A 26057-nucleotide genomic window follows, 5' to 3' on the forward strand; every position below is an offset into this window, starting at 1 on the left:
AGCACTATGGAATCGCAGCACTACTTCAGCGCGACACCCGCCGGGCCGGAGCAGCGACGGCCCCTACGGGTGGTCCTCGACGGCCGCCTGCGCGAACTGGTGACTGCAGGGGGGATCTTCAGTCCCGACGGCGTGGACAAGGGGACGTCGATCCTCCTCGCCGAGGTGTCGCCGCCGGAAGGACAAACTCTCCTGGATATCGGCTGCGGCTGGGGTCCGCTCGCGCTGACCATGGCGCTGCAGGAACCCAAAGCGCGCGTGGTTGCCGTCGATGTGAACGAGCGCGCACTCGACCTTGTCCGCGAGAACGCTTCCCGCCTGGGACTGGACAATCTCAGCGCCGCTGTGCCCGACGATGTTGCCGCCGACCAGATCTTCGACACAATCTGGTCAAACCCACCGATCCGAATAGGCAAGGAGGCGTTGCACGGATTGCTGCTGACCTGGCTGCCGCGCCTCGCGCCAGGCGGCACCGCATGGCTGGTCGTACAGAAAAACCTGGGGGCCGACTCGCTGCAGCGCTGGCTTGCCGCCGAATTGGGTGAAGGGTACGACGTCGACCGCGCGGCTACCTCGAAATCCTTCCGAATCCTGCGCGTAATCAGGCGCGACTCGCGACTCTAGGCAAACGTCCCGCTGGCGATGAGAACCGCCGGACCACTCAGGTGTACGTGTTCCCGGCCATCCGGGCCGACGTGGAATTGCACCCCTACCTGCCCCCCTGGGACAGAGACTGCCCAATGGTCAGGGGCATCCGCTCCTGCCCAGTATCTCGTGGCCACCGCTGCCGCGCATGCTCCCGTGCCACAGGAAAGTGTCTCGCCCACACCGCGCTCGTGAACGCGCATGGTGACCTGGCCGATGCCGTCATGAACCAGCGGATCGTGCGGAACGACGAATTCGACATTGGTGCCGTTCGGTGGAACCGGGTCCACCCGCGGCGCAGCGCTGAGGCTCGTGGCGTCCAGTTCCGCCATTTCCGCCAACGCCACTACCGTGTGCGGGTTGCCCATGCTGATGGAGAGACCGGGCCGGGGAACTTCGAGACCATCTGCTTCCACGAGGGCGTCCATCGCCCGCGCGGCAGCCTTCTCGGGATGAATGAACTCCCAGGGGCCCATGTCCACTGAATAACCGTCGGGCGAGCGTTCGATCACCTTAATACCGCCGCGGGTTCCGACAGCAGCGGCCGCCCCCTCGTCCAGGGAAAGCAACCCGCGATCAATGAGGAAGTGCACGAAAACGCGGACGCCGTTGCCGCACATCTCCGACACGGACCCGTCACCGTTGCGGTAATCCATGAACCACTCGGCTTCCGGGTTGTTCTGGAGCAGGGCACGACCTTCGGGAACCAACGACGACGGCACCGCCCGGATCAGCCCGTCTGCCCCTAAGCCACGGTGACGGTCGCATGCCGCGGCGACTTCTTCCACGCCGAGCTCGATGGAACCATCCGGGTCAGCCAGCAGAAGGAAGTCATTTCCTGTTCCATGACCCTTGCTGAAGGACAGGCCGGACAGTGGCGTGCTGGCAGCCAGTGCTGCGTCGGGTTGTGTGCTCACCCTTCTAGGATAGGCGGAGAGTTTGCCGGAGAACTTCCAGTGCACGTTCGTGAAGCGCCGCATCCTGCCAGTCGAGCCACTGCACACGCTCGTCCGCCCTGAACCAGGTGAGCTGCCTGCGGGCAAAGCGGCGGGTCGCCCCAATGGTGTCCTCGACTGCCTCCGCAGCCGACCATTCGCCGTCGAGCACGCGGAGGAACTGGGTGTAGCCGAGTGCACGGGAAGCGGTTCGTCCTTCACGCAGTCCTCTGTGATCGAGGGCACGCACCTCGTCCAGGAGCCCACTCTCGACCATTGCGTGAACCCGCGTGGCCAGGCGGGCACGGATTATCTCGCGGTCCACCCGTAGGCCCAACTGGAGGGCCGGTTGATGGTAGATGCGGCTAGGCATGTATGAGCTGAAGGGTCTTCCAGTCAGCTCATGAACTTCCAGGGCGCGGATGACACGGCGTTCATCGTGCAGGCGTGCCTCCGAGGTTGGGTCCACCTGCGCGAGGCGCTGCCTGAGCGCGCCTAGGCCGTCCTCAGACTTCTCCATCTCGAGACGGGACCGCACCGCTGCGTCAGTCGGCGGAAACTCCAGCTCGTCGAGGGCAGCCCGGACGTACAGCCCCGATCCGCCAACGAGAATCGGCACGTTCCCGCGGGACCGGATCTCCCCTATCAGCTTCCTGCTCTGACGCTGATACTTCGCTACGCTCGCTTCCTCCCGGATGTCGAGTATGTCGAGCAGGTGATGCGGTACGCCCTGCCTATCCTCGAGCGGCAGTTTGGCGGTGCCGATATCCATGCCCTGATAAAACTGCATGGCATCGGCATTGATGATCTCGCCCTGCAGGGCCTGTGCCAGCGCAACGCCCAGGTCCGACTTACCGGACCCAGTCGGCCCGACAACGGCGATCAGGGGCGGTAATGTCCACACAGCTGCGCCTTCGGTCACGTGGAAGCTGTGCGTAACGGCAACGACGGCATACCCAGCGAAACTCCCGTGCCGCTTCCCGGTGCAAGCGCTCCGCAACTGTCTGCCTGTGCGCGATCCCACGCATCGCCCGCACGGGATCGCCTCAACACGTAGTCCGCCGCTTGGGGGTCAGCGATCAAGTGGAAGGGCGCAGCCTGTGTGACCGGAACGGTAACGAGGTCACCGGGACGCGGCTGCTCCGCACCTTCGGGCACCGAGAAGTGCACCAGGCGCTGATCCCGCGCCCTCCCACTCAACCGATGAGTTTCATGTGCCTTGCGGCCCTGTTGGGCAGTGACCAGCACTTCCACCTGCCGCCCGATCTGGGCCGCGTTCTCTTCCCCGGAGATCCGGTCCTGCAGCGCGGTCAACCGTTCATACCTCTCCTGGACCACGGCCTTCGGCAGTTGATCCGGGAGGTCAGCGGCGGGCGTACCCGGGCGCTTCGAGTACTGGAACGTGAAAGCGGTGGCGAAGCGTGATTGCTCGACGACGCGAAGGGTTTCCTGGAAATCCTCCTCTGTCTCACCGGGGAAGCCGACGATGATATCCGTGGAAATGGACGCATGCGGCATCCGCGCACGTACTCGGTCCAGAATTCCAAGGAACTTCTCCGAGCGATAGGACCGGCGCATCGCCTTCAGAACCCGGTCCGAACCCGATTGCAGCGGCATGTGCAATTGCGGAGCGACGTTGGGCGTTTCAGCCATAGCGTCGATGACGTCATCGGTGAAGGCTGCCGGATGGGGGCTCGTGAAGCGGACGCGTTCCAGCCCTTCGATATCTCCACAGGCACGCAGCAGCTTGGCAAAAGCGCCGCGGTCGCCGAACTCGACCCCGTAGGAATTCACGTTCTGGCCCAGCAGCGTAACTTCGATCGCGCCGTCCGCTACAAGTGCTTCGATTTCAGCCAGGATCTCTCCGGGCCGCCGGTCCTTTTCCTTGCCGCGCAAAGACGGGACGATGCAGAAGGTACACGTGTTGTTGCACCCCACTGAGATCGATACCCAGCCGGAGTACACCGAGTCGCGTTTGGTGGGCAGAGTGGAAGGAAAAACGTCGAGAGATTCGAGGATCTCAAGCTGTGCCTCGTCATTGTGGCGTGCCCGATCCAACAGGGCGGGAAGTGCGCCGATGTTGTGGGTACCGAAAACAGCGTCCACCCACGGTGCCTTGCGGAGAATAGTCTCGCGGTCCTTCTGCGCCAGACACCCGCCGACGGCTATCTGCATCCCGGGGCGGGCGTCCTTGACCGACGCCAGCATACCCAGGTTGCCGTACAGCTTGTTGTCTGCGTTTTCGCGCACCGCGCACGTATTGAAAACAACGACGTCGGCCTGGCCTCCTGCGGCGTCGGCGTATCCGGCGTCCTCCAGGAGCCCCGCGATGCGCTCGGAGTCATGCACGTTCATCTGGCAACCGAAAGTGCGCACCTCGTAGGTGCGTTGCGGTGCATGCGTCTGCTCGTCCGGTTGGACTGTTGCGGTTAGCGGGGTGAAACTCACCAGTTAAGGGTACGGCCCTGTACCCCTGTGCCCAACCGGAGGCCGATCTGGACACGCGGACTTCATCGGACTCAGTACCAGTTGTTCCGTTCGGAATGGTCCCACGCAGCGCAGGGCGTCCCGTATCGCTGGGCGATATAGCCGAGCCCCCATTCAATCTGCGTGCGGTAGCTGGTACGCCAGTCCTGCCCAGCGCTGGCCATTTTGCTTCCGGGTAGCGCCTGCGGAATCCCGTAGGCGTCGCTGTAGGGATTGTCTGCGCTTGTCCGCCAGCCCGATTCCCGATTCCACAGGTTCACCAGGCAAGTGAACTCGTCCGATGCCCACCCGTATGCCGCAACCCGGCCGGCCGCGTAGGCCTGGGCGCCCGCGGGGTCATCCACTACGACGATCGGCGGCGGTTCCGGTGCGGGCGGTGGTTCCGGCGCAGGGGGTTCAGTGGGCGAGCTACTTGGCGGCGGTGCCGGGACCTGGACAACAGGTGGATCGGTTGGTTGCGGAATCGGTGTGGGGGGTTGAGGGGGTACCGGTTCCGAGGGAGTGTTGTTGACCGGCGGGCCGGGCACACCCTCAGGGCGCTCCGGAAGCGGACCGGACACCGGCGGCAGCGGGTTCACCACAGTAACGGGTTGACTCTCGGCTGATGCACGCGAGGATGCCTGCTGCGCTGCGAGTTGGGCGAGGCGCTGCTGTTCTGCATAGGCAGCCTCTGCCGCGAGACCCTGCTGACGTTCAGCTTCCAGGGCAACTGTTGTGTCTTTCAACTCAGCTAACTGCTGAAGCAGTTGGCTCGCCCGCTGCTCGTACTGTTGCACGGCCTCATTAGCCAAGACAGCCTTCTGCTCAGCCGTTTGACGTTGTGATGCAGCTTCCGCCGCGAGCCTCTCGCGCTCTACGGTGGCCACCTCAACCTGCGCGCGAAGGGCCTCTGCCGCCTGTACGGCTTCCTCGGCCTCCCAATATGAAACGGAGCGGTGCTCTCCGACGACCTGCAACGTTCGCATGCCGTCAAGCACGTCGAGCACGCGCCCGGGATTGGCCAGAACGAGCAGCGGCCCGTCGACCGGTTGACCCGTCTTGTAGTAAGCGGCAGCGGCAGCCGCCACTTCCTGCAACAGCGCTGCAGATTCGGCCTCAGCCCGTTGGAGACGCTCATCCAAAGTCTGCAAAGCACGCTCACCAGCCTCGCGAGCAGCCCTCGCCTGCGAAAAACGTGCGGCAGCATCAACCGCTGCGTCGCCTTGTGCACCGGCTTCTGACCGTAGCGTGCCCATGAGCTCATCGAGCGTCGCGGTTTGTTCGCGGACAGCGGCTTCATCGCCCTTCGCGGCCCGTACCTGGTCCCAGGTGGGAAAAGTGTCATCGGATGCAGCCACAGCAGAAGGCATCCAGACCGACCCCAGGAACATCACCAAGATCGCCGCCGACGCGACACACCGCAACAGATTCAAGCTCAACTTCAACACGAAGGTTTACACTACAGCGCCGCACTGTGAACTGCTAGGTCTGCGGAAAGGTCAGCAGTGCCCGCGTTCAGCCTTCTGCCATCACGCGCTTCACGATAGAGAAAGCGATCCCGGGTGGATATCCCTTGCGGGCCAGCATGCCGACAAGCCGACGCACCTGCTTGTCGCGGCCGGCGCGGTCGCCAGGATCCGCTAGCGGACGTAATTTCCTGCGCACGAGTTCCTCAGCAGCAGCCAGCTCATCCTCATCCGTCCGCTGCGCGAGAGCATCTTCGACAATGTCGCCGGCAATGCCCTTCTCCGTCAACTCACGCTTGAGTGCGCCTCGGGCAAGCGAGCGTGTTTGTGCCCTGCTTCGCACCCACATCCTCGCAAATTCAGCGTCATCAATCAGCTGCACTTCCTCGTAACGGTCGAGGATCTCCACCGCAATGTGTTCGGACACGCCACGCTCCGCGAGCTTGCCGAACAGTTGATGGCGACTCCGGGGCGCCATCGAGAGCTGCCTGAGGACGATGGACCTCGCGACTTCGTACGGATCTTCGTCGCGCTTCGCGTCGGCGTCAGCGGCACGCGGCCGGGATCGCTGCGACCCACGTCGCTGACTAGTTCGGCCAGAGCGGGCGCCGCGTTCTACCGCGGCGCCCCAGATAACTTCCTCCTCACCGACCACTTTGCCTGCTAGCGACCTTCGCCGCCTACAGCCTTCAGCTTGGGGCCGTCCGGCGCGGGTTCAGCTTCCACAGCACCACCAACGCCAAGCTTCTCCCGAATGCGCTGCTCCAGCTCGTCAGCGAGGTCGGGGTTATCCATCAGGAACTTGCGGGCGTTCTCCTTACCCTGTCCCAGCTGATCTCCGTCATAGGTGAACCAGGCTCCAGACTTCTTTACAAGGCCGTTCTCAACGCCGACATCAATCAGACCGCCCTCGCGGGAAATTCCGTGGCCATACAGGATGTCGAATTCAGCCTGCTTGAAGGGCGGCGCCATCTTGTTCTTTACGATTTTGGCGCGGGTCCGGTTGCCAACGGGATTGGTGCCTTCCTTCAGGGTTTCGATCCGGCGCACGTCAATTCGCACCGAAGCGTAGAACTTCAGTGCCTTACCGCCCGTGGTGGTTTCCGGGCTGCCAAAGAAGACACCGATCTTCTCGCGCAACTGGTTGATGAAGATAGCCGTGGTCTTGGTCTGGCTCAGCCGCCCAGTGATCTTACGCAGCGCCTGGCTCATCAGCCGCGCCTGCAACCCGACGTGGCTGTCCCCCATCTCGCCTTCAATCTCGGCACGGGGAACAAGCGCTGCCACGGAGTCGATGACCACAATGTCAATGGATCCCGAGCCCACGAGCATGTCCATGATCTCCAGAGCCTGTTCTCCGGTGTCCGGTTGGGACACAAGCAACGCGTCAGTGTCGACACCCAGCCTTTTGGCGTACTCCGGGTCCAGAGCATGCTCAGCGTCGATGAACGCGGCTATGCCGCCGTTACGCTGCGCATTGGCCACGGCATGAAGCGCCACTGTGGTTTTACCGGAGGATTCAGGACCGTAAATTTCCACAACCCGCCCCCGGGGAAGGCCTCCTATACCGAGGGCAGCATCCAGTGCAATGGAGCTGGTGGAAATTGTTTCTATCGGTGCACGGGTCTCATCCCCCAGTCGCATCACGGAACCCTTGCCGTACTGCTTATCAATCTGGGCAAGAGCTGCTTCAAGAGCCTTTTCTCGATCCGCTGGTGCGGCCATCATCTACCTCGGCTTTCTCATGGCCTCCAGGGCCCGTTTTATGTTCCTCTTGACCGTAGTGAACGCCTCCGACAATTTGCCGAGCATCTCGGCGCATGTGGACATCTCGCAGCATTTTGCGTGATTGTGGAGAACAAGTGCACTCGGTTTCTGCTGACTCAAGCATATCCTTGAACCGAACACATATTCGATTGAATCAATCGGCGTGTTCGGCATAAACGCAGGGTCACCGGGGCTTCACATCGCGCCCTAGCCGGCGGTGCTCGGGAACTTCCTGCATTGCGCACACTGACAGCCACACGGTCCTGGGGTCAATACCTGCACGCAAGGCGTCCTCGGGTGTACGGTCTTTCAACTCCGCCAGGTGCAATGTGGACGCGAGCGTACGCGAATAGGCGGGCCCGAACTCATCATCCATCAAACGCCAGAAATCACTGATACGCATGCCAAATCAGCCCTTTCGTACATAAACCATAGAATGAAACGCATGACTGCAGACCGCCATGAACCCGATGCCTCCGTTGATGCTGCCATTCAGGCATTGGAACAACAGCTCAGCATGCTTTGGAGGCGTGCGCGGTCCAACTCCTACAAGGTAGCTCGGCGCGTGCATCCAGACATGGAGCCAGCCGCCTACGGGCTGCTCGTCATCCTACAGCGGGAGGGTTCCATGCGCCTGACTGACCTCGCAGCGAGCATCGGCGTAGGAAAACCGTCAGTCAGCCGGCAAATCGCCATGCTGGAACAACTTGGTTTGGTGGAGAAGACTGCCGATCCGCTCGATGGCCGCGCCCAATCCATCAGTCTCACGGAAGACGGCTCCCGTCAGCTTTCCACTGCGCAGTCGGCCCGAAAAGAGGCCTTCCATCACCTGATGGAAGACTGGAGTCTTGGGGATGTAACAACCCTCGGCAATCTCATAGCCCAGCTCAACGAGACCTACACCAAGGACAACTGGTGAAAGCCCGTACTCCGTCGGAAGATCGAGGCGAATAAGTATCCTGACATGCAAAGGGCCCGCATTAGCGGGCCCTTTGCATGTTATACAGGCGATAGAACGCGGTTAGCTTTTGCTTGCCGCGAGGTCACGGCTGAACCCGTCCTTGAACCCCTCAGGGATATCGCCGCCGAACTCCTGTGCAAATTCCTGCGGAACCGTGTCGGGTACCGCAACTCCCTCGGCCTCTGCCAGGCGGTCACTCACCTCGCGGAGCATCAGGGAAAGGGGCACGTCCAACGCGGTGCAGATTGAGGAAAGCAGTTCCGAGGAGGCTTCTTTCTGGCCTCGTTCCACCTCACTGAGGTATCCCAGAGACACTCGTGCGCTGTGCGACACCTCCCGGAGGGTGCGGCCCTGGCGCTGGCGCACGTCACGCAGGACGTCTCCGATTTCGTGGCGTAGTACGACCATCTTGCGCTCCTTCGGCTTACGTTGCGGATCTTCTGCCAACCCCACATCGCGCCAACGGACCACACCGTTTACGGATACGGGTTGCTTAACCATGTGTATCGCCCAACTCCTTCTTCTGGCTGCAGGAGCAGCCTTCTGCTTTTAAGCCTAGCCGGTCGCCACTGCGAGCGGCTGACAGTATTGATAACTATTGCGGTACTACGTTTGTTCCTGCGGCGCTCGCTGTGAGGGTTTCATACAGCGTATTCAGAGCCGCCTCACAGGAAGCTTCGCGGATTTGGCTGCGATTACCGGTAAAGCTGAACGCACGCACCACTGACCCACCCGGAATGGCGAGGGCAATGAAGACCGTACCAACGCTTTTGCCCTCGTGCGGCTCGGGCCCGGCGACTCCCGTTGTAGCAATACCGACGTCGGCACCGCAGATCTTCCGGGCGCCCTCGGCCATTTGTGTCGCCACCTGCGGATCGACGGCGCCTACGCAGTCAAGAAGGTCAGGATCAACTCCGAGCAGGGTCTCCTTCAGATCACGATGGTAGGAGACGATCCCACCTCGCAGTACGGTTGATGCGCCAGGAACTGTTGCGAGCAGGGCCGAAACCATCCCGGCGGTAAGCGACTCCGCGGTTGCGAGGGTGAATCCGAGTCTGCGGGCAAGGTCCACTGCGCTATGCGCGGTTTTTCCATCGCCCACCGGTATCAAGAGCCCATTCTCTGCGCGCTTCGGCGGAGACGAATGGCCTGCAGAACGTAGTCGGCGCCGGTCACGACCGTGACCAGCACAGCGACCATCATCACCAAGACGGCCGGCCACCATGCCCATTCACCGAGCGCGGCCTGTATCAGATACAGGAAGATTGCAAGCGTCTGAATCACGGTTTTTAGCTTCCCGCCGCGTGAGGCAGGCATGACGCCGTACCGGATAACTGCGAATCGCAGCAGTGTGATGCCGAGTTCACGAACCAGGATAACGACCGTTACCCACCACCAGAGCTCACCGAGCACCGACAGCAGGACGAGAGCCGAGCCGATGAGGAGCTTGTCAGCGATCGGGTCGGCGATCTTCCCGAAGTTAGTGATGAGCCCGCGGCTGCGCGCCAGGTCACCATCGAGTTTATCCGTGTAAATGGCTACAGCGAACGTCACAACCGCCAGCCATCGAAACAGTCCGCCTTCACCTGCGTCGACGAGGAGGAACCAGACAAAGAAGGGCACCAGGACAATGCGCACGACAGTAAGGATGTTCGCTACGTTGAGGACCGGGACCGGTGCAGCGTCTGAATTGCTCACGCGACAAGGCTACCTGCCGGTCAGTCCCCAGGCGTCTTCGGACCCGTCTTCATCCTCGACGTCGTCGTTATAGTCAACTGCCTGGGGGCGGGAATCCAGATCCTCTGCAACCAGGTCCGGCGTCCCCTGTCCAGCAGGCGGGCTCGATGCAGCGGCGGGCGCCGGCGGTTCATCACCACGCATTGCTGCGAGCACCGGAGCGAGGTCGTCAGGCTTCACCAGCACGTCACGGGCCTTGGACCCCTCCGAAGGGCCGACAACTCCCCTGGATTCCAGGAGGTCCATCAGGCGTCCGGCCTTGGCGAAGCCAACCCGCAGCTTTCTCTGGAGCATGGAAGTGGATCCGAACTGCGTAGTCACAACCAGCTCCGTGGCCTGCAGCAGTACCTCCAGGTCGTCGCCGATGTCGTCGTCGATCTGCTTCTTGGGCGCCTCAACGGCAACGTCGTCCCGATAGACGGCCTTCAACTGTTCCTTGACGTGTTCCACCACACGATGGATTTCGGACTCAGTGACCCAGGCGCCCTGGACACGCATCGGCTTCGACGCACCCATCGGGAGGAAGAGAGCGTCACCCTGGCCGATGAGCTTCTCGGCTCCCGGCTGGTCCAGGACCACGCGGGAATCCGTGACGGACGAGGTAGCGAACGCCATCCGCGACGGTACGTTGGCTTTGATCAGTCCGGTGACCACGTCAACGGATGGACGCTGTGTAGCCAGCACAAGGTGGATACCGGCCGCGCGGGCAAGCTGCGTGATCCGGACGATCGAATCCTCGACGTCGCGCGGGGCCACCATCATCAGGTCCGCCAGCTCGTCTACGATCACCAGCAGGTACGGGTATGGCCGCACGACCCGCTTGGAATCCGGGGGCGGAACAACCTTGCCGTTGCGTACGGCCTTGTTGAAGTCGTCAATGTGCTTGTAGCCGTAGTTCGCGAGATCGTCATACCGGGTGTCCATCTCACGTACAACCCACTGCAGTGCTTCGGCAGCTTTCTTCGGGTTCGTGATGATGGGCGTGATGAGGTGGGGCACGCCTTCGTAGGCTGTAAGTTCCACCCGCTTGGGGTCCACCATGATCATGCGAACCTCATCAGGCGTGGACCTCATAAGGATGGACGTGATCATCGAATTCACGAACGAAGATTTTCCTGCTCCCGTTGCACCTGCAACCAGGAGGTGGGGCATCTTGGCGAGGTTCGCGACGACGAAGCCGCCCTCGACATCCTTCCCGACGCCCATCACCATGGGATGGTCCGTTTTGCGCGCGTTGCCTGACCGCAGAACGTCGCCGAGGGAAACGGTCTCGCGGTCTGTGTTGGGGATCTCGATGCCGATCGCGGACTTGCCGGGAATGGGGGAAAGAATCCGCACATCCGAGCTGGCGACGGCGTAGGAAATGTTCTTGGAGAGAGCGGTGACCCGTTCCACCTTTGTGCCCGAAGCAAGCTCGATCTCATAACGGGTAACCGTGGGACCCCGGGAGAACCCGGTCACTTTCGCATCGACATTGAACTGCTCAAGCGTGTGCGTCAGCGCGGCGACGACGGCGTCATTAGCTTCAGAGCGCTCCTTCGGCGGACTGCCCGCAGGCAGGTAATCCGACGGCGGTAGCGTGTACGTAACGTCCCCGGCAAGGGACAGCTGCTCGGTGCGCTGCGGAATGGGAGTGAGCGGCGCCTGCGGCTGCACCGGGTTGGACGGGACGGGCGCGGTGTTGGCCGCTGCCGGCAACACCGCCATGGCCTCGGTCTCCGGCTCGGCGCCCCCAATGCCCTGGTTTTGCTTGATCTTCTGCGTGGTGAGTTCCTGCTGGGTGGGGCGGCGCACACCGGGTGGAATCGCCGGAGGAGCAGCAGGGGCGGCGGCAGAGGCGTCGTCGTCGTCGAGCACAGCCCGCTCAAAGGCCTCGTCCCCCACGAAACCGTCAGGTTCCTCGTCCTGCACGGTGTTCTTCCTACCTCCGAAGAAGCGGGATTTCCTCTTCGGCTTCTCACGCGCCGCACGCTCGCGGTCGGAGAGGTAGCTTTGGTCGTGTTCGTCTTGCTCTGCCTGCTCGCGGTCGGAGAGATCCTGTCCCATCAGGTGCTCGTACAGCGCCCGCAGCCGCTCTGGAATGTGGCGGAACGGTGTCGCTGTGACGATCAGGACACTGACGAAGAGCAGGAAACTAAGAACGACGGCGACTGGCCACACCGGGAGGATGGCGGTGGCCGGACCCGCGACGAGGTAACCGATCACTCCCCCGGCCTGCCACAAGGGATCAAGTCCTGCGGACAGCTCAGGTTGCCCACCCACCAGATGCCCAATGCCCGCTCCGGCGAACGCCATCACGGTCAGGCCAATGCCGACGCGGTTGTTCGCTCGCGGGCTCTCCGGGTGACGGAAGAGCCGCACTGCACCGATCAGCAGCATGTTGGGCAGCAGCAATGCCATCCAGCCCAGGGATCCGCCTGCTACGGCATGCACAGCGTCCGCGACGGGGCCGCTGAGAGCCCACCATTCAACGGTCGCGACGGCCGCTGCGCACAGGAACAGAAAGAATCCGGTTCCGTCTCGACGCAGATCCTTCTGCGGCTGTACGTCGTGCCCGAATTTGCGGATCCCGCCGGCAACAAGGTGGGCCATGCCCATCCACATTCCGCGTACGGCGCGCAACGGCAGCGCGGGACGCTCATCCTGCACCGGCTGTGCCTTTGTGGCGCCTCGGCTCGAAGTTCCGCGGCCGCCCGTCGGAGTGTTACGGGTGCGCGACTGTTGTGAACCTCGCGGTTTAGAACCTCGCGGCGCTGTGGGGGAAGTACGAGTCGCCATACTGGCTACGCTACCGGACCCCACCCCCGGTTCCGTGGATTTGCGCGCCCGCTCAGGCCTCCAGCACCACAGGAATGATCATGGGACGACGTCTGTGGCGCCGGTTGACCCACGTTCCGACGACGCGCCTGACGACCTGCTGCAACTGGTAGGTGGTGTGGTCCTTGTTGCTCATGACGGCTTCCTCGAGCGCGGAATTTATCCTCGGTTTGATGTCATCGAAGACGGAGTCATCTTCTGCAAACCCGCGGGCATGGATATCCGGCCCGGAGACAACCTTGCCGGTGCTCCGGTTAACAACCGTGATGATCGAGATGAAGCCTTCTTCGCCGAGGATGCGGCGGTCCTTGAGGTCCGCATCGGTGATCTCGCCGATACTCGAGCCGTCCACATAGACATATCCGCATTCCACCGCCCCGACTACCCGCGCGACCCCGTCCAACAGGTCCACAACAGATCCGTCGTCCGTCTGCAGGACGTTTTCGCTCGGGATGCCCGTCTGGATGGCGAGCTTGCCGTTGGCTATCAGGTGCCTTGTCTCCCCATGGACAGGCATGACGTTGCGCGGCTTGAGGATGTTGTAGCAGTAGAGCAGCTCCCCCGCCGCCGCATGGCCTGACACATGAACACGTGCGTTGCCCTTATGGATGACATCCGCCCCCAGTTTGAGCAGACCATTGATGACGCGGAACACGGCGTTCTCGTTGCCCGGGATCAGGGACGAGGCGAGGATGACGGTATCTCCCTTACCCACCCTGATTGGGTGATCGCCGTTTGCCATGCGGGATAGCGCGGCCATAGGTTCTCCCTGGGATCCTGTGGACATGAGGACAACCCTGTCATCCGGCAGGTTGTCAACGTTCTTCACGTCCACGAGGATGCCTTCCGGCACCCGCAGGTAACCCAGTTTGGCAGCGATCGACATGTTGCGGACCATGGAACGGCCGGCGAAGCACACAAAACGCCCGTGGGATTCTGCCGCGTCCAAAACCTGCTGAACCCGGTGCACATGGGATGAGAAGGACGCCACAATGACCCGCTTCCGCACCTGTCCGAAGAGCCGATCAAGTTCAGGGCCGATTTCGCGCTCAGCGGTTGTGAACCCCGGGACGTCAGCGTTGGTTGAATCGACCATGAACAGATCGACTCCCTCTTCACCCAACCGGGAGAATGCGCGGAGATCGGTGATACGGCCATCGAGGGGTAACTGGTCCATCTTGAAGTCGCCGGTGTGCAAAACTGTGCCGGCAGCAGTGCGGATGAAGACGGCCAGTGCGTCGGGAATGGAGTGGTTGACAGCGACGAACTCGCATTCGAAGGGGCCGAACTGCTCCACCTGTCCCTCGGCCACGGTAAGGGTGAAAGGCCGGATCCGGTGTTCCTGGAGCTTGGCTTCGATCAGCGCAAGCGTCAGCTGCGAACCGATCAGCGGGATGTCGTTCTTGAGCCGCAGAAGGTATGGGACCGCGCCTATATGATCCTCGTGGCCGTGGGTGAGGACAACGCCTACCACGTCATCCAGCCGGTCCTCGATGTAGGAGAAGTCCGGCAGGATCAGGTCGACGCCCGGCTGGGTTTCCTCAGGAAACAGAACGCCGCAGTCCACAATCAGCAGCTTTCCACCGATTTCGAAGACGGCCATGTTGCGGCCGATTTCCCCGAGTCCGCCGAGCGGGACAATCCGCAAGGTTCCCTCGGAGAGCGGTGGTGGGGCGATGAGTGCGGTACCTGCGGATTCGGTCATACTTCAACCTTTCGGATGTTGCCGACTACGACTGACCTCAAAATTCCCAGCCGGCTTCAGCGAGGTCGGTGAGCACGGGTTCCATTTCGACGGCGGTGGGCTCCACAAGCGGCAGCCTCACCACCGCATTGGACAGCACGCCCTGCATGCGCAGGATTTGCTTGGCCGACACCGCGCCGGGGACGTGGGTCATAACTGCCCTGACAACCGGGTCCAGTTCGAAATGAATTTTGCGGGCAGTGCCGAAGTCGCCAGCCGCAGCCGCGTCGACGAGCGCGCGGAACTGCGCAGTCGCCACATGCGCGCTTACGCTTACGACGCCGACGGCCCCCGCCGCCATCCACGGAAGCGTCAGCCCGTCATCACCTGCGTAAACGTCCAGCGCAGTATTCGCCAACACCCGCGTCACGGCTGCGTAGTCAGCCTTGGCGTCCTTGAGGGCCAGGATCTTCGGATTGTCAGCGAGCCGGATCATGGTTTCGGTGCTGATCGGGATCCCGGCCCGGCCGGGGATGTCATAGATCATGATCGGTAGGTCCGTTGCCGCCGCCACCGCATCAAAATGCGCCAGCACTCCCGCCTGGGTGGGCTTGTTGTAGTACGGCGTAACCACCAATTGGGCGTCCACGCCGGCACGCCGGGCGCGCTCGGCCATCTCGACTGAATGGGAGGTGTGGTTGGTGCCTGTACCAGCGATGACCTTGGCACGTCCGCTGACCGCCTCGGCTACCACTCGGAACAGGTCTTCCTTTTCCTGGTCCTCCAGGGTTGAGGTCTCACCCGTGGTTCCTGACACCACCAGGCCGTCACATCCGTTGTCGACCAGGCGCACCGCGAGTGCGGCCGTTGCGTCCAGGTCCACCGCTCCGTCCGGGGTGAAGAGGGTGACCATCGCAGTTACGAGGGAGCCGAAAGGAAGCGAACGAATATCGGAGTCAGCCATGGGTCAAACTTACCCTTTGCAGCGCACGTGAGAACATTCCATCATGGCCATCACGCAAACCTCCGGCCGACTGAGCGGTATCGACGCGGCTAGGGGAATCGCCCTTTTCGGCATGATGTCCACGCATGTGTTTCCGCTGTACGTCGAGGGAACTTCCTCCGCATCGTGGATAGGCGCAACGTTCTCAGGACGTTCTTCCGCCCTGTTCGCCGTCGTGGCCGGCATCGGACTCGCGCTGCTGACCGGGGGTAACCGGCCGCACCAGGGCACCGCGCTCACCCGGGACAGGCGCGGTATCGCGGCGCGCGCCGTCGTTATCGCGATGGTTGGGCTCATGCTCGGCGGCCTGGAGACCAATATCGCGGTCATTCTCTTCCACTACGGAGTGCTGTTTCTGCTGGCCCTCCCATTTGTTTCGATGTCCTTCCGGCGGCTGGCCTGGTCGGCGGCGGGCTGGACGCTGTTGTCGCCGGTCGCCGCGTTCTTACTGAGGCCCTGGCTCCAGGACAATGTCAGCCCGCCGGACGTGGACGGCAACCCTGCCCTGGAACATTTCGCGGAGCCGGTCACGCTGCTCTCCGACGTCCTGGTGACGGGCTACTATCCGGCGCTGCAGTGGCTGAGCTACCTGCTTCTCGGGATGGTTATCGGCCGCCTGGACCTCCGCGCGTTCCGCATTCAGGTTGGCCTCATTGCGGGCGGGATCGGACTGGCGATCACAGCGAAGATCACGAGTGCGTTCCTGCTCGGTCCGCTCGGCGGTCTTGCTGTCCTGCTCCAGACACCGGACGGCCGCCGGTACAACATCGAAGCCATGCTCAGTGTGAGCCTTACCGGCGTAGACCAGAGCGGCACCTGGTGGTGGCTCGCGGTCAGTGCTCCGCACTCCGGCACGCCGCTGGATCTCGCCCACACCGCCGGCACGGCAGCGGCCGTCGTCGGGCTGTGCCTGCTGGTGACGCGCCGTCTTGACTGGCTGCTACTGCCGCTTTCCGCACCCGGGGCGATGACACTCACCCTGTACTCACTGCACATCTGGATCATGAGCATCGTGGACCAGCAGCAGCCCGCCCTTGACCCGGCACCCGTGTACTGGGCGCAGGCCGCCGCTTTTATCGCACTAGGACTGGTCCTGCGGAAACTCCGTGCGCGGGGACCGCTTGAGTTCATCGTCGCAGGAGCGAGCGACGTTGCCCGGTCTCCCGGCTCTGCCCGAAAACGCTAGGTGAGTTTGCTCCGGTGTAATTTTGCCGCGTGGCGCATAGTGCGGCGGGCGCGGGAGCGGTCTCCGGCGGCGTCGTACGCGCAGGAGAGGCGGAACCACACACGCCAGTCCTCAGGTCTCGCTTCGACCGCTGCCTGGTAGTCCGGGAACTGCGCGTCGGCTGCCTCACGAACAATCCGGCCGGCGGGCGTGCGCGGAAGGTCGTCGACGGGAAGCCCGCCTTCAGCGTCAAGCGCGCGTGCCATGGCCTCCGTTTGGGCCCCAAAGGCCAGCTCGCGAACCAGCGCCCATGCCCCGATCAGTGGAAGCAACAGGTATGCGGCGCCGAGCGCCTTCGCCACCGGATCCGGGTCAGTGAGGAGAATGACGCTGCGCTGAAGCGCGACGATCAACCAGAACACAAGCAGGAGGGTGACGAACGCCACTCCTATTTTGACGCGATGTTTCTTCAAAAAGAGCACGAACTGCCTCACGCCTGCAGGTCGAGATAGCCGTCGAGCCCGACGGTGAGGCCTGGATGCGAACCGACCCGGCGGATGCCGAGCAGCACCCCCGGCATGAAGGATTCCCGGTGGAAGGAGTCGTGCCGGATGGTCAGTTGCTCTCCAACCCCTCCGAACAGGACCTCCTGGTGCGCCACCAGGCCGCGCAGGCGGACCGAATGCACGCGAATGCCGTCGACGTCGCAGCCCCTGGCTCCGTCCCGTGCGGATTGAGTCGCGTCCGGGCTGCCGGGCATCCGGGCATCCCGGCGGGCCTCAGCGATGAGGGCTGCGGTACGTTCGGCTGTGCCGGATGGTGCGTCCACCTTGTCGGGGTGGTGCAGTTCGATCAGTTCGACCGACTCGAAATAGCGGGCGGCGCGGGCGGCGAAAGCTGTGGCGAGCACCGAACCGAGCGCGAAGTTTGGCGCGATCAGCACCCCGACACCATGATGAGCGCCCAGCAGCGTCCGCAGGCCTGCTATCCGCTTTTCATCCCAGCCTGTGGTTCCTACTACGCAGTGGAGCCCATGCTCTACGGCGAAGGCGACGTTTCGCTCAGTGCTTTCCGGAACGGTGAGGTCCACCACCACCTCGGCGCCGGCGACTATCAGATCCTCCAGAGGGTCCTGGCGTCCGAGGGCGGCCACCAAGGTGAGGTCCGGAGAGTTCCTGATGGCCTTGACGGCCTCGGAACCCATGCGGCCGGACGCGCCAAGGACAGCTACCGGCGTCAGTTGTGTCATGTACTCAAGGCTATCGGTTCAGGCAGTCGCATTCTCAGCCGTCGACGCCCACCCACTCCACCGTGCCGTCCGTGAAGAATTGCTCCTTCCAGATCGGTGCCCTCGCCTTGACCGTGTCCACGAGTTCGGTGCATGCAGCGAAGGCCTCGCCGCGGTGGCCGGAAGCGACGGCAGCGACAAGCGCGGGGTCCCCGATTCGAAGCGGGCCGGTTCGGTGCGCCACCCAGATCCGGATGCCGTCATACTTCTGTGCGATTTCTCCGGCGATGTCCGAGATCACCCGGCCCGCCGACGGGTGCGCGCTGTAACCCAGCCGGTCCACCTCCCGCCCGCCGTCGTGATTTCGCACCACTCCCCCGAACCCAACTACGGCGCCGCAGTCGGCGGACCCGACGACGGCGAGCGCATGGTTGAGATCGAGCGGTTCCTCCGACACGCCCGAGTGCAGGACGGTACTAGTGCTCATGGTTTCCCTCCAGTTGGGCGCAGATGTGGTCAAGGATGGGCTCAAGGACTGCCAGCCCGTCCCGAACGCCGCCGGGTGATCCGGGTAGGTTGATGACGAAGGTGGTGCCGGCTGCGCCCGCGTGTCCGCGGCTGAGCGCTGCCATAGGCGTCACCGAGGAGCCCGCGCGGCGTACAGCCTCCATGATTCCGGGCAGCGGGCGCGTCAGGAACGGTTCGGTCTGTTCCGGCGTGACGTCATCCGGGCTCAGACCAGTGCCGCCACTGGTCAGGAGAACGGAGGGATTATCTTCAAGACATCGCGCGATCGCCTCTCCCACCGCATCGCCGTCGGGCACTACGAGGGCACGCTGCACCGGGAAGCCACGGTCCGCCAACCACCGCTGGATCAGCGGTGCACATTCATCCTCGTAGACACCGGCGGCGGCACGCGTGGAGGCGATGACAATTGCTGCCGTGCGCTGCGGAATCATACGGTCCAGTCTCCGCTCTTGCCCCCGGATTTCGCCAGCACGCGTGTATCGGTGATGACGGCGTGCTTGTCCACGGCCTTGACCATGTCATAAAGGGCCAGCGCAGCGATCGATACGGAAGTCAGCGCCTCCATTTCGACGCCGGTCACCGCAGTTGTCTTCACCGTCGCGCGCACGACGACGGCGTCCTTCTCCGCTTCGAAGTCGACGGTGACCTTGCTGATCGGCAGGGGATGGCACAGCGGGATCAGCGTGGACGTCTGCTTGGCCGCCATGATGCCGGCCACCCGTGCCACTGCAAGTGCATCGCCCTTGGGGAGACTGCCCTCGGTGATCAACGCGATCACTTCGGACGTGGTGCGGAGGATGCTCTCCGCTGTTGCTTCGCGGGCCGTGGCATTCTTGGCGGAAACATCGACCATGTGCGCGGTGCCGTCCTCGCGGACGTGCGTGAGCCCGGCTGAGGGATCGGTCATGGATAGGCCTCCCGGTTGGGGTTGCTGGGATGTGTCGGCTGGACCCCGCCGCGCAGTTCATCCAGAAGCCAGACGGCAACAGGCGTACCAGCCTCCAGTGCCCCTGTTCCGACGGGAAAATGAAGGAGCGCGTTTGATGATGCCAGAGCATGGAGCAGATGGGAGCCCGCACCGCCCTGCACTGTAGCCGTGCCGATGCCCTCGCCCTGCCCGGAGCGGTCGATGTAGATCCCGCGGCGGACCTGATGCTTGTTTTCCGGGGACTGGATGTCCTCGGCCAGTCTGGCGGTAAGGCAGACGCGGTTTCCCGGTATCCCCGCAACTACAGCGAGGGCGGGTCGCAGGAACATCTCGAAGGAAACGAGCGCGCTCACGGGGTTTCCTGGGAATCCGAGGAAAGGAACACCGTCAATCGTGCCGATCGCCTGTGGACCGCCCGGCTGCATCGCCACTGACAGGAACTCCACGCTGCTGTCCTCCAGCGCCTGCTTCACCACTTCATAGGCACCCTTGCTGATTCCCCCGGTGCTCAGGATCAGGTTGACCTCTCCGCCGACTGATTTCAACGCACTCCGAAGCTCATCCGGATCATCGGTCAGGACACTGTGGCGCCGGACCGATCCTCCCGCCTCTTCGAGCGCGGTCTGCAGCAGCGTGGTGTTGGCGTCGAATATCCGTCCCGGCGCCAATTGGCCACCCGGTTCCTGTACCTCGTCTCCGGTGGTCAGGAGCAGAACGAGGAATTTGGGACGAACACGAACCTCAGACAGCCCGCATGCAGCAAGCAGACCCAGCTGCGCCGGTCCCAGGACTGTTCCTGCCGGAAGAGCAACACTTCCCGCTTCGAGGTCGCTGCCCTCGCCGCGTATGAACAGTCCCTCCTCCACCAGCGGAAGTTCCACGGTGAGCTCGTGCTGCCCGCGGTACTGCGCGGGTGTGGGGAACTGCGAGGGTTCTGCCCGCTCGATGGGTACGACGGCGGCAGCTCCCTCCGGGATCATGGCACCGGTCATGATGGGTGCGGCGGAACCCGGTTTCAAAGGCTCAGGCACCGCTCCGGCCGGGACAGGGCTTGCCACCGTGAGGTGGAGGCCACCGTTCCCGCGCGCCAGATCCGCGCCGTGGACGGCGTAGCCGTCCATCTGCGAGTTATCGAACGGCGGCAGACTGACGGGCGCGTGGACATCCTCCCCCAGCACCCTGCCGCGCGCGGCGGCGAGCGGCAGGGTGTCTGCCGGGCGGTCCGCGAAACCGCTGCTGTAACGCAGCAGCCCCAGCACTGCCTGCTGGTGTTCTTCAACTGTTCTTGTCATGGCACCCTGCTTATCAGCCTGCTCGGACAAACGTGTCCTTTGTCGAGTATCACCCTAATGGCGCGTAGGCGGACCCGTTCCATCACTACGCAACGAGGTAACCCGGATAGAGGCACACGGGCAAAGGGCGTAACCTCGAACTATGGGAATCCGACTTGGAATACCTCAGGTAGGCGGTCCGACCCCTGACGGCGGGCTGATTGACTCCTATGGCCGTCGGGCAACGGACATGCGCCTTTCGCTGACGGACAAATGTAATCTGCGCTGCACTTACTGCATGCCGGCCGAAGGACTCGACTGGCTGCAGAAGAACCAGGTGCTCACACGCGCGGAGATCGTTCGGCTCGTCGGCATCGGCGTGTCCCGGCTGGGCATCCGCGAGTTGAGACTGACCGGCGGAGAGCCGCTGGTAAGGGCGGATCTGATCGACATCATCGCGGACATCCGCGACGAGCATCCGGAGCTTCCCATCTCCCTGACAACAAACGGTCTGGGGCTTGATAAGAAGGCACAGCGCCTGAAGGATGCCGGTCTTACGAGGATCAATGTCTCCATGGATTCGCTGCATCCGGATACATTCGCTCAGCTCACCCGACGCCCGTTCCTGGACCGGGTGCTGCGCGGAATCGAGGCTGCCGACGCGGTCGGGCTCGGGTTGGTGAAAATCAACGCCGTCCTGATGCGCGGCATAAACGACCACGAGGCACCGGATCTTCTGGAGTGGGCCGTCTCCCGCGGGTTCGAACTCCGCTTCATCGAACAGATGCCGCTGGATGCGGACCATGGGTGGACCCGCGAGGGCATGATCACGGCGGGCGAGATCAGGGAACTCCTCTCGACAACTTTCACGCTGACCCCGGACCCCCGCAATCGTGACGGAGCGCCCGCCGAACGGTGGGAAGTGCGCAGATCGAGCGCGCCCGACGTCGTCGTCGGTGTGGTAGGAATCATCGCGTCTGTGACTGAACCGTTCTGTGCGGACTGCCGGCGCACGCGTGTCACGGCTGAGGGCAAGATCATGAGCTGCCTGTTCTCCCGCGAGGAGACGGATCTGCGGGACCTCCTGCGGTCCGGGGCCGACGACGAAGCCGTCGCCCTGCGCTGGCAGGAAGCGATGTGGGCAAAGCCCAAAGCGCACGGAATGGACCATACGGGTTTGGGTGCTGCGGACTTTGTGCAGCCCGACCGCAGCATGAGCGCGATCGGCGGCTGAGTTGCTGGTTCGGTACTTCGGAGCGGCCCAGGCGGCCGCGGGTGTCGCTGAAGAGCGCCTGGAACTGGAGGGCGTGCCGTTCGCCGCGGTGCTCGACGAAATACGGGATCTCCATCCCGATGGCGAGCCCTCGATGAGCCGGGTCCTCGGACGCAGCAGCTTCCTACTCAACGAGGTTTCGCTGCGGGACCGCGCAACGGTGATCGGCGGAGAGGACGTACTTGATGTCCTCCCGCCATTCGCCGGGGGCTAGTCAGTTCGGTCAGAAGTTAGGTCGGTCCGCACCCCACCAGCCGGCTTGCGGGCCCAACTCGGCGTCACCGTCGAAAGGACCCACAACCGTGATTGTGCGTGGAGCCGCGGCCAGCTCGCCGGCGAGCGACTGAATCTGCTTCGCTGTCACGGCGTTCACCCGCTCGAGAGTCAGGTCGAGTCCGAGGAACTCTCCGCTGACCAGCTCGGCCCGTCCCAGCCGGGACATCCTCGAACCGCTGTCCTCCAGCGAAAGCACCATACCGCCTGAGAGCTGGCCGACCGCCCTGCGCAGCTCGGCGGGACTGATGCCTTCCGATGCCAGTCGCTCAAGCTCGGCCGCCAACAATCCGATCACCTGTCCGGTCTTGGCAGGGCTGCACCCCGCGTACATGGCGAAGTAGCCCGCATCTGCATAGGAAGCAGAGAAGGAGTAGGTCGAATACACCAAACCACGCTTCTCGCGGATCTCCTGAAACAGCCTTGAAGACATACCGCCGCCCAACACGGCGTTCAGGACGCTCATCACGAACCGCCGGTCGTCCGTTGCAGTCATGGAGGGACAGCCCATCAGGACATTGGCCTGCTCCACTGCGCGGCGAATAACCTGCAGGCCGCCGGTTCCGGCCAGTGCTGCAGGGGCAGTTGCACGGCGCGCTACCGGCGTAGCATCCGCGGCAAGTGGCCAGCCCGAACGCTCCAATGCCCCGCTCACAAGGGCGCAGACGGAATCGTGATCCAGCCCGCCTGCAGCCGTTACTACCAACTCTTCAGGGCGATAGAACCGTCGGTAATGGTCCAGGACGGATTCCCTTGGTACCGCCATGATCGCTTCGGGTGTTCCGCCGATCGGGCGTCCCAGAGAATGAGATCCGAACACTGCCTCAACGAACTTCTCGTGCGCGACGTCGGCTGGGTCGTCGCTGTCCATGGCGATTTCCTCGAGAATGACCGAGCGCTCCTGTTCGAGCTCATCGGGGTCAATCACAGCGGAAGTTACCATGTCCGCGATGACATCGATGGCCATTGGGAGGTCCGTATCGAGCACCCGCGCGTAGTAGCAGGTGTTCTCCTTCGCAGTTGCTGCGTTGGACTCCCCGCCCACCTCGTCGAAGGCGGCGGCGATATCCAGCGCACTGCGTCGTTTGGTGCCCTTGAACAGCAGATGCTCAAGGAAGTGCGTCGAACCATGCTGGCCCTCGGCCTCGTCCCGGGACCCCACCCCGACCCAAAAACCGATGGCGGCGGAACGCTGACCCGGCATGGCCTCGGTGAGTACCCGCACCCCACCCGGCAGTACGGAGCGACGGACAAGGGCGCCGCCCGGCGTCCCTGCCACAAGCATCGCTGCGTCTGGAGAACTTCCCTGCGTTAGCGGCAATTCCACGGGGACGTTGCGTCCAGTTTCAGTCATGTTGTTTCTCCTTAATGCCAGCGGCTCCACGGCGAACGTCAATTCGCCGCGGAGCCGCTGGGTTTGTTCAGAGGGTGCGTTAGTTCTCGTCGCTGCCTTCGGCCGGCTCCTGCGCGTGGGCGCGCGAAGCGTCGTCACCGGCGCCGTCAGCGGACTCGTTCGCCGGGTCCTCCGCGACGACAGGCGAGAGCGAGAGCTTTCCGCGGTCATCGATCTTGGTGATTTCGACCTGTACCTTCTGGCCTACGGAAACCACGTCGTCGACGTTGTCCACACGCTTGCCACCGGCGAGCTTCCGCAGCTCGGAGATGTGCAGCAGACCGTCCTTGCCGGGAGTGAGCGAGACGAACGCGCCGAACGTTGTGGTCTTGACGACCGTGCCCAGGTAGCGCTCGCCGATCTCAGGAACCTGCGGGTTCGCAATCGCGTTGACTGCCGCCCGTGCTGCCTCCGCGGACGAGCCGTCCGTGGCGCCGATCAGGACCGTGCCGTCGTCTTCGATTGAGATGTCGGCACCGGTGTCTTCCTGGATCTGGTTGATCATCTTGCCCTTGGGGCCGATGACCTCGCCGATCTTGTCCACTGGGATCTTCACCGAGATGATGCGTGGCGCGAACTCGGAGAGCTCATCCGGCGCATCGATCGCAGCGTCGAGAACCCCGAGGATGTGCAGGCGCGCTTCCCTGGCCTGCTTCAACGCCGCAGCCAGCACCGAGGCAGGAATGCCGTCGAGCTTGGTGTCCAACTGGATAGCGGTCACGAATTCGGAGGTACCGGCAACCTTGAAGTCCATGTCACCGAATGCGTCCTCGGCACCGAGGATGTCGGTGAGCGCCGCGTAGCGGGTCTGGCCGTCGACCTCGTCAGACACCAGGCCCATTGCGATGCCTGCAACCGGCGCCTTGAGGGGCACACCGGCGTTGAGCAGCGACAGGGTAGAGGCACAGACCGAGCCCATCGACGTCGACCCGTTGGAGCTGAGAGCCTCCGAGACCTGGCGGATGGCGTAAGGGAATTCCTCCCGGCTGGGCAGGACCGGGACGAGGGCCCGTTCGGCAAGGGCCCCGTGACCGATCTCGCGCCGCTTCGGCGAACCGACGCGCCCGGTCTCGCCCGTGGAGTAAGGCGGGAAGTTGTAGTTGTGCATGTAGCGCTTGCGCGTGACAGGCGACAGGGAGTCGATCTGCTGCTCCATCTTGAGCATGTTCAGCGTGGTGACGCCCATGATCTGGGTCTCACCGCGTTCGAAGATCGCCGAACCGTGAACCCTCGGAAGGACCTCGACCTCGGCGGTCAGCTTACGGATGTCGCTAAGTCCGCGCCCATCAATGCGGACCTGGTCACGAAGGATCCGCTGACGGACAACCTTCTTGGTCACGGAGTTGAACGCTCCGGCAATTTCCTTCTCGCGGCCTTCGAACTGTCCGGCGAGGGCCTCAATGGTCTCGGTGCGATAGGCGTTCGCTGCATCTTCACGCTCCTGCTTGTCGGCGATCGTGAAGATCTCCGCCAGACGGGAACCGGCAGCACTTTCGACCGCCGCGAAGACGTCGTCCTCGTAGTCCTTGAACACGGGGAACTCGACCGTGGGCTTGGCAGCGCGCCCCGCCAGGTCCGACTGTGCCTCACACAGCGCACGGACGAACGGCTTGGCAGCCTCAAGGCCGTCTGCGACAACCTCTTCGGTGGGAGCAGTGGCACCGTCCTCCTTGATCAGGGACCAGGAGTTGTCCGTGGCTTCGGCCTCGACCATCATGATGGCGATGTCGTCCCCGACGATACGGCCTGCGACCACCATGTCGAACACGGAATTCTCAAGCTCGGAGTGCTTCGGGAAAGCAATCCACTGATCTTCGCCCGTGCCATCCGATACCAGCGCAACGCGTACGCCGCCGATCGGGCCGGAGAACGGCAGACCGGACAGTTGGGTGGACATGGATGCCGCATTGATGGCGACGACGTCGTACCGGACGTCCGGGTTGATGGCCAGAACCGTGACGACGATCTGGACCTCGTTACGCAGGCCCTTTACGAAGGCCGGACGCAAGGGTCGGTCCATCAGCCGGCACGCGAGGATGGCCTCCGTGGACGGGCGGCCTTCGCGGCGGAAGAACGAGCCCGGGATTCGGCCGGCAGCGTACATACGCTCTTCAACATCAACGGTCAGGGGGAAGAAATCGAAGCCCTCACGCGGGGACTTTCCTGCGGTGGTGGCAGAGAGGAGCGCGGTGTCCTCATCGATGTAAACCATGGCAGCGCCTGCGGCCTGCTGGGCAACGCGCCCGGTTTCGAAGCGAACAGTGCGCTGGCCGAAGCGGCCGTTGTCGATAACGGCTTCGGCGAACTGGATTTCGGGACCCTCCAAGAGAGTCACCTCCGTTTCTTAGGTGGCGGAGGCAGGCGGCGTTCTGCTGAGCAACGCCGTTAGGACGGGTTGTGGCACCCGGTCTTCGATCGAGGTCCACGGGACGTTCCCAAGTGGGATGTCCCGGAGACCACTACCGAGGACCGCGAATGCCTGCATGTCCGCCTGGCTCCTGGTTATGAAGGTTTCTT

Annotated in this window: 27 protein-coding genes; 6 read left to right on the forward strand and 21 right to left on the reverse strand. The window is 63.3% G+C overall.

What is annotated here, in order from left to right:
* Positions 1–6 precede the first annotated feature (6 nt).
* The gene (locus tag ACX80C_RS06600; RefSeq protein WP_459325546.1) at positions 7–624 is read left to right on the forward strand and encodes a class I SAM-dependent methyltransferase; all 618 of its coding nucleotides are present in this window, start codon (positions 7–9) and stop codon (positions 622–624) included.
* Here the strand turns inward: ACX80C_RS06600 and dapF are convergent.
* The 5 genes from dapF to ACX80C_RS06625 all read right to left on the reverse strand — a co-directional run bounded on the left by dapF (position 621) and on the right by ACX80C_RS06625 (position 5990).
* A complete protein-coding gene (gene dapF, locus ACX80C_RS06605) occupies positions 621–1562 on the reverse strand; it encodes a diaminopimelate epimerase (RefSeq protein WP_459325547.1) in 942 nt (313 codons plus the stop codon). The genes ACX80C_RS06600 and dapF overlap by 4 nt on opposite strands.
* A gap of 4 nt (positions 1563–1566) precedes the next feature.
* Positions 1567–2502, reverse strand: coding sequence for a tRNA (adenosine(37)-N6)-dimethylallyltransferase MiaA (miaA, locus tag ACX80C_RS06610; protein WP_459325549.1), 936 nt, complete (start codon positions 2500–2502; stop codon positions 1567–1569).
* A complete protein-coding gene (gene miaB / locus ACX80C_RS06615; protein WP_459325550.1) occupies positions 2499–4028 on the reverse strand; it encodes a tRNA (N6-isopentenyl adenosine(37)-C2)-methylthiotransferase MiaB in 1530 nt (509 codons plus the stop codon). Before miaB ends, miaA begins: the two co-directional genes overlap by 4 nt.
* 71 nt (positions 4029–4099) lie before the next feature.
* Complete coding sequence (locus ACX80C_RS06620) at positions 4100–5404, reverse strand: aggregation-promoting factor C-terminal-like domain-containing protein (RefSeq protein WP_459325552.1); 1305 nt, start codon at positions 5402–5404, stop codon at positions 4100–4102.
* Positions 5405–5561: 157 nt separating this feature from the next.
* Complete coding sequence (locus ACX80C_RS06625) at positions 5562–5990, reverse strand: regulatory protein RecX (RefSeq protein WP_459325553.1); 429 nt, start codon at positions 5988–5990, stop codon at positions 5562–5564.
* On the opposite strand from ACX80C_RS06625, the gene ACX80C_RS06630 reads away from it, so the two are divergent.
* Complete coding sequence (locus ACX80C_RS06630; protein ID WP_459325898.1) at positions 5928–6179, forward strand: hypothetical protein; 252 nt, start codon at positions 5928–5930, stop codon at positions 6177–6179. The two genes, ACX80C_RS06625 and ACX80C_RS06630, sit on opposite strands and share 63 nt — an antisense overlap.
* Here ACX80C_RS06630 and recA read toward each other — a convergent pair.
* Together recA and ACX80C_RS06640 are read right to left on the reverse strand one after the other, a co-directional pair.
* Positions 6176–7237 (reverse strand): recombinase RecA, encoded by a 1062-nt coding sequence (gene recA, locus ACX80C_RS06635; RefSeq protein WP_167995870.1) that lies wholly within the window; start codon positions 7235–7237, stop codon positions 6176–6178. The genes ACX80C_RS06630 and recA overlap by 4 nt on opposite strands.
* Positions 7238–7463: 226 nt before the next feature.
* Positions 7464–7682, reverse strand: a complete 219-nt coding sequence (locus tag ACX80C_RS06640; RefSeq protein WP_459325554.1) for a DUF3046 domain-containing protein — start codon at positions 7680–7682, stop codon at positions 7464–7466.
* A gap of 42 nt (positions 7683–7724) precedes the next feature.
* On the opposite strand from ACX80C_RS06640, the gene ACX80C_RS06645 reads away from it, so the two are divergent.
* The gene (locus tag ACX80C_RS06645) at positions 7725–8198 is read left to right on the forward strand and encodes a MarR family winged helix-turn-helix transcriptional regulator (RefSeq protein ID WP_459325556.1); all 474 of its coding nucleotides are present in this window, start codon (positions 7725–7727) and stop codon (positions 8196–8198) included.
* 102 nt (positions 8199–8300) lie between these two features.
* Here the strand turns inward: ACX80C_RS06645 and ACX80C_RS06650 are convergent, their stop codons facing one another.
* The 6 genes from ACX80C_RS06650 to dapA all read right to left on the reverse strand — a co-directional run bounded on the left by ACX80C_RS06650 (position 8301) and on the right by dapA (position 15442).
* Positions 8301–8741 (reverse strand): helix-turn-helix domain-containing protein, encoded by a 441-nt coding sequence (locus ACX80C_RS06650; protein WP_167992200.1) that lies wholly within the window; start codon positions 8739–8741, stop codon positions 8301–8303.
* Positions 8742–8835: 94 nt separating this feature from the next.
* Positions 8836–9312: a CinA family protein gene (locus tag ACX80C_RS06655; RefSeq protein ID WP_459325557.1), complete on the reverse strand. Its 477-nt coding sequence runs from the start codon at positions 9310–9312 to the stop codon at positions 8836–8838.
* Positions 9313–9347: 35 nt separating this feature from the next.
* Complete coding sequence (gene pgsA, locus ACX80C_RS06660) at positions 9348–9938, reverse strand: CDP-diacylglycerol--glycerol-3-phosphate 3-phosphatidyltransferase (RefSeq protein ID WP_459325558.1); 591 nt, start codon at positions 9936–9938, stop codon at positions 9348–9350.
* A 9-nt stretch (positions 9939–9947) separates the two neighbouring features.
* Positions 9948–12755, reverse strand: coding sequence for an FtsK/SpoIIIE family DNA translocase (locus tag ACX80C_RS06665; RefSeq protein WP_459325559.1), 2808 nt, complete (start codon positions 12753–12755; stop codon positions 9948–9950).
* 52 nt (positions 12756–12807) lie between these two features.
* Positions 12808–14499, reverse strand: coding sequence for a ribonuclease J (locus ACX80C_RS06670; protein ID WP_459325560.1), 1692 nt, complete (start codon positions 14497–14499; stop codon positions 12808–12810).
* A 37-nt stretch (positions 14500–14536) separates the two neighbouring features.
* Entirely contained in the window at positions 14537–15442 is a 906-nt protein-coding gene (dapA, locus tag ACX80C_RS06675; RefSeq protein ID WP_459325561.1) for a 4-hydroxy-tetrahydrodipicolinate synthase, read from the reverse strand.
* A gap of 43 nt (positions 15443–15485) precedes the next feature.
* On the opposite strand from dapA, the gene ACX80C_RS06680 reads away from it, so the two are divergent.
* Positions 15486–16667 carry a heparan-alpha-glucosaminide N-acetyltransferase domain-containing protein gene (locus ACX80C_RS06680; protein ID WP_459325563.1) on the forward strand — a complete coding sequence of 394 codons (1182 nt, stop codon included), beginning with the start codon at positions 15486–15488 and terminating at the stop codon, positions 16665–16667.
* On the opposite strand, the gene ACX80C_RS06685 is transcribed toward ACX80C_RS06680, so the two are convergent.
* From ACX80C_RS06685 to ACX80C_RS06710, 6 genes are read right to left on the reverse strand one after another with little or no spacing between them, the layout of a single operon-like run.
* Positions 16664–17128, reverse strand: a complete 465-nt coding sequence (locus ACX80C_RS06685) for a hypothetical protein (protein ID WP_459325564.1) — start codon at positions 17126–17128, stop codon at positions 16664–16666. The genes ACX80C_RS06680 and ACX80C_RS06685 overlap by 4 nt on opposite strands.
* An 8-nt stretch (positions 17129–17136) precedes the next feature.
* Positions 17137–17895 (reverse strand): 4-hydroxy-tetrahydrodipicolinate reductase, encoded by a 759-nt coding sequence (dapB, locus tag ACX80C_RS06690; RefSeq protein WP_459325566.1) that lies wholly within the window; start codon positions 17893–17895, stop codon positions 17137–17139.
* 34 nt (positions 17896–17929) lie between these two features.
* Positions 17930–18361 carry a molybdenum cofactor biosynthesis protein MoaE gene (locus tag ACX80C_RS06695; protein ID WP_459325567.1) on the reverse strand — a complete coding sequence of 144 codons (432 nt, stop codon included), beginning with the start codon at positions 18359–18361 and terminating at the stop codon, positions 17930–17932.
* A complete protein-coding gene (locus tag ACX80C_RS06700; RefSeq protein ID WP_459325568.1) occupies positions 18351–18833 on the reverse strand; it encodes a MogA/MoaB family molybdenum cofactor biosynthesis protein in 483 nt (160 codons plus the stop codon). The genes ACX80C_RS06695 and ACX80C_RS06700 overlap by 11 nt, the downstream gene beginning before the upstream one ends.
* The gene (gene moaC, locus ACX80C_RS06705; RefSeq protein WP_459325569.1) at positions 18830–19309 is read right to left on the reverse strand and encodes a cyclic pyranopterin monophosphate synthase MoaC; all 480 of its coding nucleotides are present in this window, start codon (positions 19307–19309) and stop codon (positions 18830–18832) included. The genes ACX80C_RS06700 and moaC overlap by 4 nt, the downstream gene beginning before the upstream one ends.
* The gene (locus ACX80C_RS06710; protein ID WP_459325570.1) at positions 19306–20622 is read right to left on the reverse strand and encodes a molybdopterin molybdotransferase MoeA; all 1317 of its coding nucleotides are present in this window, start codon (positions 20620–20622) and stop codon (positions 19306–19308) included. Before ACX80C_RS06710 ends, moaC begins: the two co-directional genes overlap by 4 nt.
* A 142-nt stretch (positions 20623–20764) precedes the next feature.
* Between ACX80C_RS06710 and moaA the strand changes: the two genes are divergently transcribed.
* Positions 20765–21835, forward strand: coding sequence for a GTP 3',8-cyclase MoaA (gene moaA / locus ACX80C_RS06715; RefSeq protein ID WP_459325572.1), 1071 nt, complete (start codon positions 20765–20767; stop codon positions 21833–21835).
* Position 21836: 1 nt separating this feature from the next.
* Complete coding sequence (locus ACX80C_RS06720) at positions 21837–22088, forward strand: MoaD/ThiS family protein (RefSeq protein WP_459325573.1); 252 nt, start codon at positions 21837–21839, stop codon at positions 22086–22088.
* A gap of 9 nt (positions 22089–22097) precedes the next feature.
* Here ACX80C_RS06720 and ACX80C_RS06725 read toward each other — a convergent pair whose 3' ends face one another.
* Both ACX80C_RS06725 and ACX80C_RS06730 read right to left on the reverse strand, forming a co-directional pair.
* Positions 22098–23501 (reverse strand): M16 family metallopeptidase, encoded by a 1404-nt coding sequence (locus ACX80C_RS06725; protein ID WP_459325575.1) that lies wholly within the window; start codon positions 23499–23501, stop codon positions 22098–22100.
* 79 nt (positions 23502–23580) lie between these two features.
* Positions 23581–25866, reverse strand: coding sequence for a polyribonucleotide nucleotidyltransferase (locus ACX80C_RS06730; RefSeq protein WP_459325875.1), 2286 nt, complete (start codon positions 25864–25866; stop codon positions 23581–23583).
* Positions 25867–26057 lie beyond the last annotated feature (191 nt).

The organism is Arthrobacter tecti (genome assembly GCF_054511355.1).

Excerpts from the sequence above, each read along its gene's own strand:
- ACX80C_RS06600 (WP_459325546.1), top strand. The coding sequence starts at position 7 with ATGGAATCGCAGCACTACTTCAGCGCGACACCCGCCGGGCCGGAGCAG.
- ACX80C_RS06625 (WP_459325553.1), bottom strand. The coding sequence starts at position 5,990 with ATGGCGCCCCGGAGTCGCCATCAACTGTTCGGCAAGCTCGCGGAGCGT.
- recA (WP_167995870.1), bottom strand. The coding sequence starts at position 7,237 with ATGGCCGCACCAGCGGATCGAGAAAAGGCTCTTGAAGCAGCTCTTGCC.
- ACX80C_RS06640 (WP_459325554.1), bottom strand. The coding sequence starts at position 7,682 with ATGCGTATCAGTGATTTCTGGCGTTTGATGGATGATGAGTTCGGGCCC.
- ACX80C_RS06645 (WP_459325556.1), top strand. The coding sequence starts at position 7,725 with ATGACTGCAGACCGCCATGAACCCGATGCCTCCGTTGATGCTGCCATT.
- ACX80C_RS06650 (WP_167992200.1), bottom strand. The coding sequence starts at position 8,741 with ATGGTTAAGCAACCCGTATCCGTAAACGGTGTGGTCCGTTGGCGCGAT.
- ACX80C_RS06665 (WP_459325559.1), bottom strand. The coding sequence starts at position 12,755 with ATGGCGACTCGTACTTCCCCCACAGCGCCGCGAGGTTCTAAACCGCGA.
- ACX80C_RS06670 (WP_459325560.1), bottom strand. The coding sequence starts at position 14,499 with ATGACCGAATCCGCAGGTACCGCACTCATCGCCCCACCACCGCTCTCC.
- dapA (WP_459325561.1), bottom strand. The coding sequence starts at position 15,442 with ATGGCTGACTCCGATATTCGTTCGCTTCCTTTCGGCTCCCTCGTAACT.
- ACX80C_RS06680 (WP_459325563.1), top strand. The coding sequence starts at position 15,486 with ATGGCCATCACGCAAACCTCCGGCCGACTGAGCGGTATCGACGCGGCT.
- dapB (WP_459325566.1), bottom strand. The coding sequence starts at position 17,895 with ATGACACAACTGACGCCGGTAGCTGTCCTTGGCGCGTCCGGCCGCATG.
- ACX80C_RS06695 (WP_459325567.1), bottom strand. The coding sequence starts at position 18,361 with ATGAGCACTAGTACCGTCCTGCACTCGGGCGTGTCGGAGGAACCGCTC.
- ACX80C_RS06700 (WP_459325568.1), bottom strand. The coding sequence starts at position 18,833 with ATGATTCCGCAGCGCACGGCAGCAATTGTCATCGCCTCCACGCGTGCC.
- moaC (WP_459325569.1), bottom strand. The coding sequence starts at position 19,309 with ATGACCGATCCCTCAGCCGGGCTCACGCACGTCCGCGAGGACGGCACC.
- ACX80C_RS06710 (WP_459325570.1), bottom strand. The coding sequence starts at position 20,622 with ATGACAAGAACAGTTGAAGAACACCAGCAGGCAGTGCTGGGGCTGCTG.
- moaA (WP_459325572.1), top strand. The coding sequence starts at position 20,765 with ATGGGAATCCGACTTGGAATACCTCAGGTAGGCGGTCCGACCCCTGAC.
- ACX80C_RS06725 (WP_459325575.1), bottom strand. The coding sequence starts at position 23,501 with ATGACTGAAACTGGACGCAACGTCCCCGTGGAATTGCCGCTAACGCAG.